Here is a 13081-nt window from a genome sequence, read left to right as displayed (position 1 = left end):
CCTGGAACCCTTATAAATTCGTTGTCAGAATTTCATCTTATCTGCGAACCCACACGATAACCCCTCAAGAGGATCAACTATTGCGGCGGGGTCGTTCGAGAAATCCGAACAATCGAATAAACCGCAACTAACCTGTCCCTACAAGACAGCCCGGAACGTGAAAGAACTGATTGATGCCTGGATCACAGATCCGACTGCTTTTGCTGATGATTTTGTACCACTGGTTGTCAGAGAAAAAATCAAGTGGAATCGCTGGGTTTTACCTTGGCACAGTGGAGAGCGAAAGCTGAATAACTTGTACCAGAACTTCAACCCGATAGTCGTTGATTTTCTGGCTGCTGAATTAGCCACGAAGTCTAAACTCTCGGCACAACAGGAAATAAATCATGCTGTTGCAGTGATCAACACCTGGGAGAAAACCAAGGGTGGATGGACGAACCTGATGCAGCGTTATCAACAAGCAGTATTGCAAACAGAAAAACAGCCCTTATCTCAACAGCACATTGCTTTGGCTTACAAAGCAAACAATACCACTAGCATCACGCTCGAAGATGCTTTGGCACAAGACCGAATGCGCCGTCAGCAAGAGCAATCAAAGCAGGTTCCATCCAATGAGTATCAACACAGCCCACAAATGCTGGAGCTAAAAGCGAAACTTCAAGCCAAAGCAAATGAGCCAAAAGTTCCGAGCAACTCCAGACCATCTTCCATGAATTTGCGAGAAGTTGAAGCGCAGTTAAAATTAGCACTAAGGGCATAATTATGCACTCTAATCAAGACAACGTAGTTCCTTTTGGCTCTAACTATCCAGTTTCAGGTCTGCCTCCACAAAACATTGAGGCTGAAGAAGCTATTTTAGGCAGGATTATGCTTGACCCAGAAGCGATGACTAGAATCAGCGATCGCTTAGTAGTGGAAGCCTTTTACATCAGCGCCCACTCATACATTTATCAAGCTGCGACAACGCTTCACGCTTTGTTTCAACCCACAGATTTACTAAGCGTCACCGCATGGTTGGCTGACCACAATTTGCTAAACCGCATTGGTGGCAGAAATAAGTTAGCGACTCTGGTAGACCGCACTGTATCAGCCGTTAACATCGACGCTTTGGCGGATCTGGTGATGGAGAAATATCGACGGCGGCAGCTAATCAAAGTGGGCAATGAAATTGTCCACCTCGGTTACGAGACGCAAACTGAACTACCACTTGTCCTTGGTCAAGCTGAGGCGAAAGTTTTCACTGTAACCCAAAATCAAAGCGATGAACGTTGCAAGGTTTTCTCAGCACAAGACATGGGCATTGAACTTTTTCAAAAGTTGGAGATGGGGAATATGGCAGGGCAAACGCATCTAAATTACTCTTGATCACAACGAAGGGTAAGAACCAACGAAAAAACCAGGATTTCGCGCTTGATTATTTTTTAAGCCCCAAAGCGATCGCCTAAAGTTTTCGCAATAAGTAAGAGTTAATGACATTATTTTTAGTCCTATTGAGAATATATTTTACTTATTGACATGATGCGGCCGCCCTGGGGAATATGGCAGGTGACAGAGTTGGTTGGTACGACCTCGAAAATATCACCGGTGGCATTTATCCCAGCAGCTTAGTTGTAGTAGCAGCTGAATCTCACATGGGGAAAACTCACTTTATGATTTCTTACGCTTACGAAATCATGACCAAACTTGGAAAACCAGTTCTGTACGTTACTCCAGAAATGGACAAGAATCAACTCAATGCCCGAATGCTTGCCCGAATCACAGGCGTAGACGCTTCTATGATTCAAACCAATACTCAATGCTACTGGGAGCAAATAGCACAAGGCATAGTCCAGATGGTGGAGTTGCCTTGGAAGGTTTACGAGCATTCCTCTCCTACACCCGCAATGATTGCTTCTGCGGTACGCCGTGCCATTGCCGAATTTGGTGGTTCTATTGGGGCTGTGTTTATTGATTACTTGCAGCAGATTCCTCTGGAGTCCGGTGGGAACATGGCTTTTGAAGTCGGCAAGATTACCCGCCAGATTCGAGATATTGCCAAGTCTCACAAAATCCCTGTTTTCTTGGGCTGTCAAATCAATCGGGGTAATCAAACTACGGCTGATAAACGCCCCAATCGTCATTTACTTCGCAACTCTGGTGAAATCTTTGAGGTTTGTGACCAGTTAATCATGCTTTACCGCGATGCTGTCTACACAAAAGACCCAAGCTCGCGCACTATCGAGTTAATTGTTGAGAAAAACCGCCCTTACGGTAAGCTCGGCACTGCGACCATGTTGTGCGATTTATCTACATCGAAATTTTTGAACTTGGCAAGGTAAACGGGATGGAGTTAATTAATTTGGTGTACTACTGCCGCCATTTCGGTCACGTAAATACTCCCAAATTCGGCGGATTTCTTCTCGAAACTCCTGTTGAGCTTCTCGAAACTCAAGACGATCGCGTTCGGCTTCACGTTGTGCAATACGCAAGCCTTCTTGATGTAAACGAGCAATATCACTTAGTTCCCTTACTGTGCGCTCTAATCGAGCAACAGTTTGTGAGTTTGTGAGTTACTCCGTGTTTCTCTGCGACTGCCGTCTTGTATTGTGCGAATTAAATCTAGTTCGTCGCCTAGTTCTTCCAGGCGAGTATCAATGTCATCTAATCTACTACTGATGTTTTCTGGCTGACTTGAAGAAGTCATAATCCCTTTCAACTCCACCTTTTACCCTTTTCTATGATGACACAAACATGATTTCTCTCAAGCCTAATAGAGCTTGGAACTATCGCCACAAAAAAGCAACAGACTGCGTTCACAGCTACATCCACATCCACATCCAGAGATCGCAGCATTAGACGCATACATTCAATTACTGGAGTTTTAGAGGGTGGTACATGAATAAAACTGAACCAATATACTTCCTGGGGTGTAACTTTCCTGAAAAAATTGCTGACCTGAATTGTCCTGTCATGATTTCGATAAATGGCTTTTTTAAGAGAAGGGGCAACTCATATACTTGCCGTCAAGCTCCATTTAATGGTGGAAACCAACCAGTAATTATAGACAGTGGGGCATTCAGCCGAATATCTAGACAGTACGGCTACAAAAATCATTTACCCACCAAAACTTATGCCCAAATCATTTGGCGATTTAAAAACTGTTGTAATCTCGTCGCGGTAGTCATTCAGGATTATATGTGCGAGGAGTACATTCTCAAAATCACAGGACTAGATATTCCAACTCATCAAAAACTAACTTTACACCGCTACGATCGCCTAATCCAAGAGTTGGACAAATTAGCCCAAGCTACTGGTGAATCACCGCCTTATGTCATGCCTGTACTTCAAGGATACCAACCAAAAGATTATTTAAGGCATTTAGATAATTACGGCTCACGCCTCAAAACTCATGATTGGGTTGGTATTGGCTCTGTCTGCAAACGTAACTCAAATCCTGGTTCTATTTGGTCTATCCAAAATCTGCTGACTAAAGACTTTCGTTGGCATGGCTTTGGTGTTAAAAAAACTGCACTACAAGATGAAGCAATTCGATACAGCTTTTACTCTGTAGATAGCCAAGCTGGTTCACTGGGTAGTTATGGCAAGCCGCGTAAACTAACCAAATATCAGTATGCTAACGACTGGAATCATGCTTTGTACTACCGCCAATCAGTTATTGATTCTCCTGTACAACTGTCACTATTGCCATTTTTGGAAGTCAATTCATGAAAGCGCTATCCGTCCGTCAGCCTTGGGCATGGGCAATTATTTATGCTCTCAAAAATGTTGAAAACCGAGGCTGGCCCATTCATTATCGCGGCGACATTCTGATTCACGCTGCCAAAACTTGCACCAAAAAAGATTACCAGCTAGCGAGAGAATTTTGCCACAGCATGGGGGTAGTAACCCCAGAATTAATCTCTCTACGTCGCGGCCAAGTCATCGGTATTGTCACAATAGTTGATTGCAAGTTTTCACAAGTTGCGTCTGGGTGGGGAATGGCTGGGCAATATCACTGGAAGCTGGAGAATCCGCGCGAGATTACACCGATTCCTTACATTGGGCGGCTTGCCCTGAGCGTAGCCGAAGGGTTGGGAATTTTTGAAGTACCCGATGATTTGGTCATGGAGGTGGCTGCATGATTAAATCAGTAATAGCTGAGTTATCTGCAATACCCGAAAAATTCTTAGAGAAAGGGGTCAAAGCCTCGCAAGGGGAATCAGTCGGTTGTCTTTATCAGTACCTCGAAGCTAAAAAGCTACTTGATGGGAAGACTGTTTCTTATCCCCGTGTGATTGGTGAACGTGACCCGAATAATCCCTTTCATTGGCGATGGGCATTCAATTGGAAAGAGAAGATAAACGGGGCATGGAAAGGCAAAAGTATAGGTTCAATTCCTCCTGGCGCTGTTCCAATGATTCGGACACTGCAACAAGAGAGGGCAACACAAGAGAATATCATCGCCTTTATCAAAAAAGCGAAATCCAAAAAGTCATCACCAAAATTAGATGTCTGCAAAAATTTTGATAACACAAAAATAAAACCAGTTCTTCCAAATGATGCACCGATCGCTGTTGTGCTATTCGCGGGTGGCGGTGGGATTGAAGCGGGGATGGTGCAAGCCGGGATTCGTCCGGTCATTGCAGTAGAGTTTGACCCAAGTAAACCGGAACTGAGTCGGGCGATCGCTCTCAATCATCACCGTAACTTTCATGAATATGGCTGCAAAATCATTCAGCTAACAGTTCAAGAAGTAGCACGCTTAGGATTTCTAGGTTTTCCCCGCCGCCTCGATTACCTCCATGCCTCCCCGGTGTGTGCCAACTTCAGCCAAGCTCACACTGCAAAAGCAGGTATTGGGATTGAAACGGCTGATGATCTGACGGCTGCGATCGCAGTAGCAGAAGCCATCCGACAGTTACAGCCACGGGTGTTTACTCTCGAAAATGTTCCGCGCTATCAGAACAGTCAGAGTTTCAGTATCATTCTGCAAGTTCTGGAATCAGAGGGGTACTCGGTCGATTACAGCGTGGTCAACATGGCTGATTTTGGACTGCCCCAGGCGCGGCGGCGGTTAGTTCTGATTGCAAGCAAGGGTTTTCACGTTGCCTTACCAACTCGCAGAAAACCAATAGGGTGGTACGAGGCGTTCACGAAGTGTGCCGAAGGTATCGCCCATCTCATTCCTATGATGACCGATTCTCAACTACTCCCCAAACAACAGCAAGCTTTGGAGAAATTTTTAGCCGGGAATGCGCCAACACCACTGTTAATAGAGAGAGTTGGGGGACGTTCACAGTCCAAGTATAAACCCGGACATTTACCTTGCAATACGATATTGCGATGCCTGCGGCGGGCTGCGCCTACGCACTTTACCGATCACAAAGGTTGCAACCGTAGTAAGTTCACTGATATCTGGTTGCCGGATGGTACGGTTAAGTCTTTGTCTATTGAGGGGGCTGCGAAGTTACAAGGCTTTCCCGATTGGTACGAATTTCCCAATGAAACTGCTACGGCGGGGTCAATTATCGGCTACTCTGTCCCTCCCAGTTTTGCGACTCAATTATTCATGTCGGCACAAAGTATTTTGAAAGCTGCAATTGTATGACTAACCTTGTCCAAAACTTAGAACAGTGCTGGTATATTTCTCCACCTTGGGGCCAACGAATCCCGTCGTTACTAGTGAGTCTGTTAGAGCGGGTCTATGTTAAATCTGCCAAAGCTTTCGGTTACTGCACTGGCGTGAAGTGGTCAGAACGTGGCTGGAAATACGAAATCTTCACTTGTAATACCAATATTACTGCTTTGGGAAGTGAACTTATTGGTACGGGTAATTTGCAATTGGAAGCGTTCCGTCAGGTTGCCGCAGGCATCGCTAAACCCGTTTTTCGCCTGGGTGAGTTGGTCGAGTTTCGGTTTCATGGCGATGGGCCACCGATTCGTGTTGTTCAGGGAATTCAACTAATCAACGATGCGTGGTTTTACAGTGTGGAATGGATGTCTCCCAGCATCTCTGAAAAGGGTGATGAGGTTTTTACCTTAGCAGATTCCATCGCACGGGTGACTGACTATGACTTGGAGAGGGTGCGATTATGACGGTGTACACCTCATTCTACCGTGGCGAAATCCGAGGCGAGGCCATCTCAATCTCCCTGTATCCTCCCCAAAATTGGAAAGGCAAACATCTGCCACTATTCGCGCCAACTCCAGAACTGCTCAAATGGTGGAAAGCATCAGCCCAGGATACCGCCGCACAGGAGCAATACACCAGGGAGTTCAGGAAGATTCTGGATTCTCGCCAGCAACTAATTTAACTGGAGTTTAGACTAAAAGTCGTTACTCACTCCTATAACAGTTCAACCGGACTAAGCAACCTGTTAACACCTTGTGGACACGCATATGTCAGGAAGTCAATGTTTGCGCAAAAAAAAACCTAATCATGTGAAGATTAAAGAAGTCATCAATTAACAAACGCAACATAAAACCTGTTCTATGGAGTTACCCATGTCCCACGAAGCCGATTTAGTTAAACCTGCCGTTCTCCTAACCATCATTGGTGAAACAGTGCTGAAAGACGCTATTCTCAAGCTATTGAAAAGCTACAATATAAACGACTACACCATTACTCAAGTGCAGGGTGAGGGTAGCCACGGAAAACGCATGGGAGACATGGTGGGCTACAACACCAACATCGAAATTAAAACAATTTTGTCACTAGAAGTATCTACTGATATTCTTAAATCTATCAAAGACTATCAGGGTAAGCAGGCAGTGATCGCCTTTCGCTCTTACATAGAAGTATTGTAGTAATTAATACTTTAAATTGAGTTTAGACTAAATGGGCAATGTCAAAAAAAAAGGAAGTCTGATTGAATACAGCCCCCTTTTGGTGGAAGGTGAGAAAAGAACTACCATTACTCACCTACCAACATGAAACGTGCCAGACTTGAAGAGTTTCGTCAAGTAGCCTACAAATATTTAGGTTTCGCCTTCATACGCGACCTTTGAATTAACAGATGCCATATTGCTGACCCGCAATGTTTATTCCTTAGCAGATTTATCCTTAATAGCATTGATTTAAATCTATACATTCACAAATAAGTCCAATCTCTCGCCGACTACAATTAACGCCTATTTAAATTTTTTGGCTTTTCCTATTGACCATGCCACCTCTCCCCCCTTCCTTTGTCCCGCTCCACCCGTGACAGGTTAAGAGAATTGCACATTTGTCAAGTGGGTACGAAAAAAGGGGACAGATTCAGCTTGGGGACTGGCTTTCGCAGAGCTTTGACCACACCTAAATCTTGATTTTCCTTGGCAGCAAAGTATTTAATCGGGTCATCAGCATTGCCTTTGTCATGGGCAACGCTAAAATGATAAAGTCCTCGATAAATCATTTCCAAAGAAATGCGGTCAAATGGAAGAGATAATTCGGTGGCACGACACCATAGGACATCTTCTCTCGCTAAAAGCCTTGTTAATTCTTGTACTCCTGGAACTTGCCGCCATAATAAAGTTAATACTGCACTTAGCATGAAAGATAGATTGATAATTCTATCTCGTAGTCCCAACTGCTTGTAGTATTTTTCTTGAGCAAAGATAGCTGGAGTTAGTAAAGCTTTTAATTGCTGAGAAATTACTTCATTATCTATAGTAGGAGTATTATGTTTATGTGCGTGGTCAGAGTTTTGTTTTTGTCGCTTGGGCATAGCGGTAGACCAAAATTTTCATTACCTCGTTTAATCATTGAATTTAACTATTGGCGTTTAGACTAAAACAGCTAAATTCACAAGAAAAAAAGAGGGTGTGATTGAATACAGCCCCCAGTTGGCTGAAGCTAAGAGAAGCACTACCAACTCTTAGCCGCCAAAATGAAACTTGCCAAACTTAAAGAATTTCGTCAAGCCGCTTACAAATATTTGGGAAAAGCCCGTGATGCAACGTTTGAGTTGACAGATGCTGTACTGTTAACCCGGAATGCCTATAGCCTAGCGGACTTTTCCCTAAGTCCAGTATTTAGACGGCGATGGTCCAGTATCTATGAAGCCCTGCAAGATAGCAGACCACAGCGACAGAACTTGATGCAACTTTACATCCAACAGATACCAATCGCACTTTGCTAAAAGTTATTGCTCACAAGGCTGTTCCCTCGCGCTCAGGTAGAAGTGAACCACGAGTCCGCAAACGTCGCCCAAAAATTTATCCCTTGATGACCAAACCCCGGCATGAATTACGAAAGCAATTAAAAACTGCTTAACCACAAGTGTTTCAGCTTTTCTTAGTGCCATTCTCCTAAACTACAATAGTACACGCGCTCGTTTTGCTGTTTGCTACCACCGTTGCAAGATGCCTCCTGTTAGTTATCGTTAGAAACACATTTAAAACGGGAATAATAAAGTACCATGACATACTGAATAGTTAGAAATACAATGCAACCCCAAAGTACTGCTGTGATCTTGATTGGTTATCAAAATGACTACTTTGCAGCCGATGGTATTCTACATAATGTTATTGAGGAATCCTCAAGGGCTACCAAAGTATTAGAAAACACCGTTGACCTTGTACGATGTTTGCTACAAACTCCAGTATTGATAATTGCCACACCAATTTTTTTTACGCCAAACTACCAGGAATTGGTTGAACCTGTTGGCATTCTTAAAACTATCAAGTCACTATTAGCATTGCCGACAATGGACTAGGAATACCAGAAGATACTTTAAAGCAAATATTTAATCCCTTTTTCACAACCAAGCCTGTTGGACAAGGTACAGGAATGGGATTGGCTATTAGTTACCAAATTATCACACAAAAACATCGTGGTTCTTTAGAATGCATTTCCCAGCCAGGAGTTGGTGCTGAGTTTATTATTCGTATTCCCCTTCAGCAACTTGTGTCAAATTTAGTACATTAAAAGGGACAGCAATGTTTAAATTTTCATCTTTATGGCTTTGGTTTTTGTTTAAACACCCCTAAGACAGTTGAGCATCCGTAATGTGGCTGCTGCTGCATAATTACGCCGTGTCCCAAGATTAGGAGAAAAGGCATTTCCAGTTTCATTCACAGGAGTTGCAACACCGCAGTAGGCAGACATCTCTATAATTTGTTTTTGTGCCCAATGGTTAGATATATCACTGAACGCTATCGCCTGCTGCAAGTTTATCATACCTGAACCGACTCCCCCCTCTTCGGCGTACTGAACAGCTTTACGCAATACCGTTATCAACTCAGCACGGGTTACTGTTTGGGTAGGCCGAAAAGTACCATCAGAATAGCCTTGCATAATCCCATTATTTTTTGCCCAGTCAATCATTGCAGCACTCCAACGAGTTGCCTCTACATCCCGAAAAGGCTTGCTGGTGACTTTCAATAAGTTTCCTGCTGCTGGCGGTGGGTCGTGTGGCACAGTCGCACTACTTACGGGTAGCTTACTAAGCGCGTTTATTACCATCGATATCATCTGTTCGCGCGTTAATTCTAACGTGGGACGAAAAGTATTATTAGAAGTGAAGCCTGCAATAAGCCCTTTCTGAACAGCCTCTTGAATTTCTTTGCCATAAACATCAGCGTCAACATCGGTAAAGCTTGGCACTTGGGCAACTACTGGTTTAGTCATGAAAGCCCATAACAACATAATCGCAGTAGTACCTGCTCCCGTTTTGGCAGTTAATGAACCCAAAAAATTAAAAGTTGATTTGAGCAAAGGTTTCATAATGAATTCAATGCTTACCTTTGTAGACGTTGCTTTTTTTAATCAAGTTTCTTAAAGTTATTAGTTATACCTGGAATTCCGCTATTGCTGCCGTGGGGCAGCAGACGATTGGGCGATTGCTCGAATGGTACTACCTTTTGAGCAGTATCTACCTAAAGATTACACAGTGCAGAGAGAAGTTGGGTTAGTAGCTGACCAAATGCCCACAAATAGCATACAAAATAACTTTCGATAGCCAAGCGTTACACCATCACTTGTTTAAGCATCAACAAACATGATTACACAAGGTACTAATGGCTGTAGAAGACCGTTGTCAATCGGGCAGTAGCAAAGGCGAAAGATTCCTTAAGGGCAGTGACTCTCACAAAAATACTCTACTGAGTTATTCATCTCAATAGAGTATATAAATTTACGTTTATCACCTTTTACCAAAATTTAGTTTATACAACACTAAATATTCACACCTCTGTATAAGTACTGGAAATCTTGAGCATTCAAAAAGAGACAAACTTGACGGCAAAATGTCTATTGACCAATATCCCCTATACCCTTTTATCCAAGAAGATTAGGGGTTTGCACTCCCCAATAGTGCTATTGTAAATATGCCTAGTTGAAAAAGATTATGTGCTTACCTGAGATTTACCACAATATAGTTGGTAAACCTGCAATGTGATACAGGCAACACCTGTCCAAAGAGTGAACCACTTAATATTGCCTTTATCCAAAGCAAGACTCAAATGAAATGCTTACAGGATAAGGCTTTCAATAATTTTTAACCAGGTTTTCTATAAAAATAACCGAAGAACCCTGAAAAGATTGTATTGTTATTATTCATTGCATCAACACCGTCGCTATGAAAAATCTGTTGCCATTGTTATTGAGTGCTATTTTATTAAGTAGCACAGCAGGTTGTAATAAAACTAATAGCCAGACTGACAATACTTCTAGTAACAACAAAACTGCCATCCCTGAAGGCACATCTAGTCAACCAACTAATCAACAAATATCTGTACCTGCTGGAACAAGTTTTGAGACTGTTCTTCAGCAAGAGATATTTACGAGTAAAAGCCAGAATAATGACCGCTTTGTTTTAGAAATTAAGAATTCCTCAATTGGAGTCAATAAAGTTCTTCAAGATGGTCAAATACAGGGACACCTGGAAGATGTAGTCAAAGCTGCTAAAGGAAAAAAAGCAAGTTTACATTTAGTTTTTGATGATATTTCGCTTAAAAATGGTTCATCTTATCCCATTGATGCAACTTTAGTAAACACCAAGTTAGAAACAAAAACCAAAGGTAAGTTCATTCAAAATACAGGGATTATTTTAGGTGGTACAATTGCAGGTCATTTTCTTGGTAATCAAGCCAAGTTCAAGCATGGTGGACTAGCAGGTGGTGCTGCTGCGGCTGCTTTTGTTTTGTCTAGTCCTGGTGGAGAAGTTGCCCTGAAAAAAGGTACAAATATTAAACTTCAATTGAAATCTGCTATTGGTACTACTCAATAGACTATTAGCTATAGTGGAATGGCACTAAGGTTCGCTATTTGTTGAGATGAGTAATTTCTTGAGTGGAGCGATCGCTGTTTCAGGCAGTGCATTAAGTCAATCACTCCCAAGTGATATCTGCATCTTGAAATAGTGGCAATTGAACTACTTGGGATTGTCTTACATTATCCAGATTGGACAAGGAAATCCCCAGCAATCTGATACTGCGATTCTCCAGTTCAATTGATAAAAATAGTGTTTTGGCTAGTTCAAAAATCATATCCAATTCACTGATGGGAGCAAGCATTGTCTTACTACGGGTTAGCTGCTGATAGTCAGAGAATTTAACTTTCAATGTTAATGTGCGTCCTCGTGTTTCGTGCTGCTCCAACCGTTGCTCTCAAAGATTGGGCAATTTGTTCAAGTTGTTGTAACATCTGGCTGATATCGCTTAAGTCTTGTGCAAACGAGGTTTCTGCACCAATGGACTTGCAAACCCGATTCGGGTGATGAAGCTAGAGTGAGTTCCTTCGCTTACCGATAGTGAAGAACTCGGTTCAACTGTGCCGTAGCCAGGACGATTGTAATTATATCGCTGGAAAAATGCCTGTCGGGTTTCACAACCAATCACAAACATTTCCCTCACACCAACAAAGCGATTATATAAGCCAGTTCCCTGATTACCTGTAGCTTCAATAGCCCGAACTGGTTCTGTATAAATCCAGTCACCCCCATTGGCTTTGTCGTCGGTAAATGCATCGGCTACCGCATAAATATCTTTCGTCAGAGATGCAAACCATCGGCTACCGACAACAACAGGCAAAGTGTCACCTAAACCTTCATTGCGAGGTTGTTTCCACCACATCACCCGCACTAATCCATGATCTGCCGAGTTGCCGTTTTGTAGTCGTATAGATGTCAAATCCGACTCATGTCCGTAGAGTAACCCTGCTTGTTCTGCCCAAAGTTCTCCCCTGTGAACTTCTCGATAACCGAACTCCGCCCAATATTTCAGAGTAGCTTCAATATCCTTTGAGCCAACACAATTTTCAAAAATTCCACTAATCATTACTAAATATATAGGTGTCTAACATCTTAATTTTGTCACCAATTTGCTTTTCTACTAAGAGCATCTCTCTTAATCGCTACGCCGATTCGACAGATACCAGTCGTTTCGGGTATAGATAATCACGTCGCTCCCACTACACGCTAGCCAAGCAGATTCCAACTGCTCAAGCAAAAGCTTATCTCCTTCTTCTTTTTTCAACTTTTCTCCCGCAATCAATCGCTGAAGGAGTTTGGATTGCAAAAACTCTTGCATATTTCCAGTGATCGCTGCAAACTTTAAATCGAACTTCCTAACAAATGGCTCAAAGTTCTCATGCGTTGCAACCGTTACTTCATGCCCAGCACGTTTTAAGCCAATAGCCAAGGCACAATAGGGTTGCAAGTCTCCCCTTGAACCTACTCTTAGGATCGTAATTTTCAGTTTCCGGCTTGGTGCTATAGGTAGACTTTGGCTCAAATGCTTTTTCAAAAATGAAAACTCCAGTATCTAAAAATTGTACTAATTTCCCGCGCGTCTAGGCGATAAACCAATACAGTTTAGATCAGCCTGCTTTTTCGTCACTATTCCCTTGCCTTCACAGAGGAATTTTCTTAACTGAACCACATTGAGCCAATTGCGTAGGCGCAGCCCGTCGTAGACATCGCTATTGCATTGGTTAATATACAACCAAAACAATTCACGCATGATCAATCTCATGAAATGGTTAAGGGAATCCCGTTATCTTTAGGTTTTAAATTGAGAATAAATGGAACAGCTTTCAATACCCAATCGGACACGGGTGTATAATTAACGTGAGTTCGGGATAAGAAAGGGGGCAAAACAGGTAGGCTGAAAGTGCTAA

General features: G+C 42.8%; 19 protein-coding genes and 2 pseudogenes. 13 read left to right on the top strand and 8 right to left on the bottom strand.

The window, feature by feature from the left end:
• Positions 1–157: 157 nt before the first annotated feature.
• The 3 genes and pseudogenes from ACFFAP_RS28345 (at position 158) to ACFFAP_RS28335 (ending at position 2318) form a co-directional block, all read left to right on the top strand.
• Positions 158–760, top strand: coding sequence for a hypothetical protein (locus ACFFAP_RS28345; protein WP_375514355.1), 603 nt, complete (start codon positions 158–160; stop codon positions 758–760).
• Positions 761–762: 2 nt separating this feature from the next.
• Positions 763–1323: pseudogene (locus tag ACFFAP_RS28340) on the top strand (DnaB-like helicase N-terminal domain-containing protein); the annotation flags it as partial.
• A gap of 215 nt (positions 1324–1538) precedes the next feature.
• Positions 1539–2318: a replicative DNA helicase gene (locus ACFFAP_RS28335; protein ID WP_375514354.1), complete on the top strand. Its 780-nt coding sequence runs from the start codon at positions 1539–1541 to the stop codon at positions 2316–2318.
• Between the two features lie 15 nt (positions 2319–2333).
• On the opposite strand, the gene ACFFAP_RS28330 is transcribed toward ACFFAP_RS28335, so the two are convergent.
• The gene (locus ACFFAP_RS28330; protein ID WP_375514353.1) at positions 2334–2468 is read right to left on the bottom strand and encodes a hypothetical protein; all 135 of its coding nucleotides are present in this window, start codon (positions 2466–2468) and stop codon (positions 2334–2336) included.
• Between the two features lie 50 nt (positions 2469–2518).
• Positions 2519–2683 carry a hypothetical protein gene (locus ACFFAP_RS28325; protein WP_375514352.1) on the bottom strand — a complete coding sequence of 55 codons (165 nt, stop codon included), beginning with the start codon at positions 2681–2683 and terminating at the stop codon, positions 2519–2521.
• A gap of 191 nt (positions 2684–2874) precedes the next feature.
• Here ACFFAP_RS28325 and ACFFAP_RS28320 point away from each other — a divergent pair, with 191 nt between their 5' ends.
• The 6 genes from ACFFAP_RS28320 to ACFFAP_RS28295 all read left to right on the top strand — a co-directional run bounded on the left by ACFFAP_RS28320 (position 2875) and on the right by ACFFAP_RS28295 (position 6786).
• Positions 2875–3708, top strand: a complete 834-nt coding sequence (locus ACFFAP_RS28320) for a hypothetical protein (protein WP_375514351.1) — start codon at positions 2875–2877, stop codon at positions 3706–3708.
• Positions 3705–4121: an ASCH domain-containing protein gene (locus ACFFAP_RS28315; protein ID WP_375514350.1), complete on the top strand. Its 417-nt coding sequence runs from the start codon at positions 3705–3707 to the stop codon at positions 4119–4121. The genes ACFFAP_RS28320 and ACFFAP_RS28315 overlap by 4 nt, the downstream gene beginning before the upstream one ends.
• Positions 4118–5587 carry a DNA cytosine methyltransferase gene (locus tag ACFFAP_RS28310; RefSeq protein WP_375514349.1) on the top strand — a complete coding sequence of 490 codons (1470 nt, stop codon included), beginning with the start codon at positions 4118–4120 and terminating at the stop codon, positions 5585–5587. Before ACFFAP_RS28315 ends, ACFFAP_RS28310 begins: the two co-directional genes overlap by 4 nt.
• A complete protein-coding gene (locus tag ACFFAP_RS28305) occupies positions 5584–6075 on the top strand; it encodes a DUF1392 family protein (RefSeq protein WP_375514348.1) in 492 nt (163 codons plus the stop codon). The genes ACFFAP_RS28310 and ACFFAP_RS28305 overlap by 4 nt, the downstream gene beginning before the upstream one ends.
• Positions 6072–6293, top strand: coding sequence for a hypothetical protein (locus tag ACFFAP_RS28300; RefSeq protein ID WP_375514347.1), 222 nt, complete (start codon positions 6072–6074; stop codon positions 6291–6293). The genes ACFFAP_RS28305 and ACFFAP_RS28300 overlap by 4 nt, the downstream gene beginning before the upstream one ends.
• Before the next feature lie 190 nt (positions 6294–6483).
• The gene (locus ACFFAP_RS28295) at positions 6484–6786 is read left to right on the top strand and encodes a P-II family nitrogen regulator (protein ID WP_298909912.1); all 303 of its coding nucleotides are present in this window, start codon (positions 6484–6486) and stop codon (positions 6784–6786) included.
• Positions 6787–7403: 617 nt separating this feature from the next.
• Here the strand turns inward: ACFFAP_RS28295 and ACFFAP_RS28290 are convergent.
• A pseudogene (locus ACFFAP_RS28290) lies at positions 7404–7688 on the bottom strand (hypothetical protein); the annotation flags it as partial.
• 162 nt (positions 7689–7850) lie between these two features.
• Between ACFFAP_RS28290 and ACFFAP_RS28285 the strand changes: the two are divergent.
• From ACFFAP_RS28285 to ACFFAP_RS28275, 3 genes are all read left to right on the top strand, one after another.
• On the top strand, positions 7851–8102 hold the full coding sequence (locus ACFFAP_RS28285) for a hypothetical protein (protein ID WP_375514346.1): 252 nt from the start codon (positions 7851–7853) through the stop codon (positions 8100–8102).
• A gap of 306 nt (positions 8103–8408) precedes the next feature.
• Positions 8409–8678 carry a hypothetical protein gene (locus ACFFAP_RS28280; RefSeq protein WP_375514345.1) on the top strand — a complete coding sequence of 90 codons (270 nt, stop codon included), beginning with the start codon at positions 8409–8411 and terminating at the stop codon, positions 8676–8678.
• Entirely contained in the window at positions 8654–8890 is a 237-nt protein-coding gene (locus ACFFAP_RS28275; protein ID WP_375514357.1) for a sensor histidine kinase, read from the top strand. Before ACFFAP_RS28280 ends, ACFFAP_RS28275 begins: the two co-directional genes overlap by 25 nt.
• A gap of 48 nt (positions 8891–8938) precedes the next feature.
• Here the strand turns inward: ACFFAP_RS28275 and ACFFAP_RS28270 are convergent, their stop codons facing one another.
• Entirely contained in the window at positions 8939–9688 is a 750-nt protein-coding gene (locus ACFFAP_RS28270; RefSeq protein ID WP_375514344.1) for an S-layer homology domain-containing protein, read from the bottom strand.
• Between the two features lie 853 nt (positions 9689–10541).
• Here ACFFAP_RS28270 and ACFFAP_RS28265 point away from each other — a divergent pair.
• Positions 10542–11192, top strand: a complete 651-nt coding sequence (locus ACFFAP_RS28265; protein WP_375514343.1) for a hypothetical protein — start codon at positions 10542–10544, stop codon at positions 11190–11192.
• Between the two features lie 100 nt (positions 11193–11292).
• Here the strand turns inward: ACFFAP_RS28265 and ACFFAP_RS28260 are convergent, their stop codons facing one another.
• From ACFFAP_RS28260 to ACFFAP_RS28245, 4 genes are all read right to left on the bottom strand, one after another.
• Entirely contained in the window at positions 11293–11562 is a 270-nt protein-coding gene (locus ACFFAP_RS28260) for a hypothetical protein (protein WP_375514342.1), read from the bottom strand.
• Positions 11516–11656 carry a hypothetical protein gene (locus ACFFAP_RS28255; protein ID WP_375514356.1) on the bottom strand — a complete coding sequence of 47 codons (141 nt, stop codon included), beginning with the start codon at positions 11654–11656 and terminating at the stop codon, positions 11516–11518. The genes ACFFAP_RS28260 and ACFFAP_RS28255 overlap by 47 nt, the downstream gene beginning before the upstream one ends.
• Positions 11623–12240 carry a hypothetical protein gene (locus tag ACFFAP_RS28250; RefSeq protein WP_375514341.1) on the bottom strand — a complete coding sequence of 206 codons (618 nt, stop codon included), beginning with the start codon at positions 12238–12240 and terminating at the stop codon, positions 11623–11625. The genes ACFFAP_RS28255 and ACFFAP_RS28250 overlap by 34 nt, the downstream gene beginning before the upstream one ends.
• A gap of 69 nt (positions 12241–12309) precedes the next feature.
• The gene (locus ACFFAP_RS28245) at positions 12310–12708 is read right to left on the bottom strand and encodes a glycosyltransferase (RefSeq protein ID WP_375514340.1); all 399 of its coding nucleotides are present in this window, start codon (positions 12706–12708) and stop codon (positions 12310–12312) included.
• Between the last annotated feature and the right edge of the window lie 373 nt (positions 12709–13081).

The sequence above is a fragment of the uncultured Nostoc sp. genome (genome assembly GCF_964245575.1).
GTDB lineage: Bacteria > Cyanobacteriota > Cyanobacteriia > Cyanobacteriales > Nostocaceae > Nostoc.
The sequence above is the reverse complement of the archived record's forward strand: the minus strand, read 5'-3'. Positions and strand labels throughout refer to the sequence as shown.

Excerpts from the sequence above, each read along its gene's own strand:
- ACFFAP_RS28335 (WP_375514354.1), top strand. The coding sequence starts at position 1,539 with ATGGCAGGTGACAGAGTTGGTTGGTACGACCTCGAAAATATCACCGGT.
- ACFFAP_RS28325 (WP_375514352.1), bottom strand. The coding sequence starts at position 2,683 with ATGACTTCTTCAAGTCAGCCAGAAAACATCAGTAGTAGATTAGATGAC.
- ACFFAP_RS28320 (WP_375514351.1), top strand. The coding sequence starts at position 2,875 with ATGAATAAAACTGAACCAATATACTTCCTGGGGTGTAACTTTCCTGAA.
- ACFFAP_RS28315 (WP_375514350.1), top strand. The coding sequence starts at position 3,705 with ATGAAAGCGCTATCCGTCCGTCAGCCTTGGGCATGGGCAATTATTTAT.
- ACFFAP_RS28310 (WP_375514349.1), top strand. The coding sequence starts at position 4,118 with ATGATTAAATCAGTAATAGCTGAGTTATCTGCAATACCCGAAAAATTC.
- ACFFAP_RS28305 (WP_375514348.1), top strand. The coding sequence starts at position 5,584 with ATGACTAACCTTGTCCAAAACTTAGAACAGTGCTGGTATATTTCTCCA.
- ACFFAP_RS28300 (WP_375514347.1), top strand. The coding sequence starts at position 6,072 with ATGACGGTGTACACCTCATTCTACCGTGGCGAAATCCGAGGCGAGGCC.
- ACFFAP_RS28295 (WP_298909912.1), top strand. The coding sequence starts at position 6,484 with ATGTCCCACGAAGCCGATTTAGTTAAACCTGCCGTTCTCCTAACCATC.
- ACFFAP_RS28285 (WP_375514346.1), top strand. The coding sequence starts at position 7,851 with ATGAAACTTGCCAAACTTAAAGAATTTCGTCAAGCCGCTTACAAATAT.
- ACFFAP_RS28280 (WP_375514345.1), top strand. The coding sequence starts at position 8,409 with ATGCAACCCCAAAGTACTGCTGTGATCTTGATTGGTTATCAAAATGAC.
- ACFFAP_RS28270 (WP_375514344.1), bottom strand. The coding sequence starts at position 9,688 with ATGAAACCTTTGCTCAAATCAACTTTTAATTTTTTGGGTTCATTAACT.
- ACFFAP_RS28265 (WP_375514343.1), top strand. The coding sequence starts at position 10,542 with ATGAAAAATCTGTTGCCATTGTTATTGAGTGCTATTTTATTAAGTAGC.
- ACFFAP_RS28250 (WP_375514341.1), bottom strand. The coding sequence starts at position 12,240 with ATGATTAGTGGAATTTTTGAAAATTGTGTTGGCTCAAAGGATATTGAA.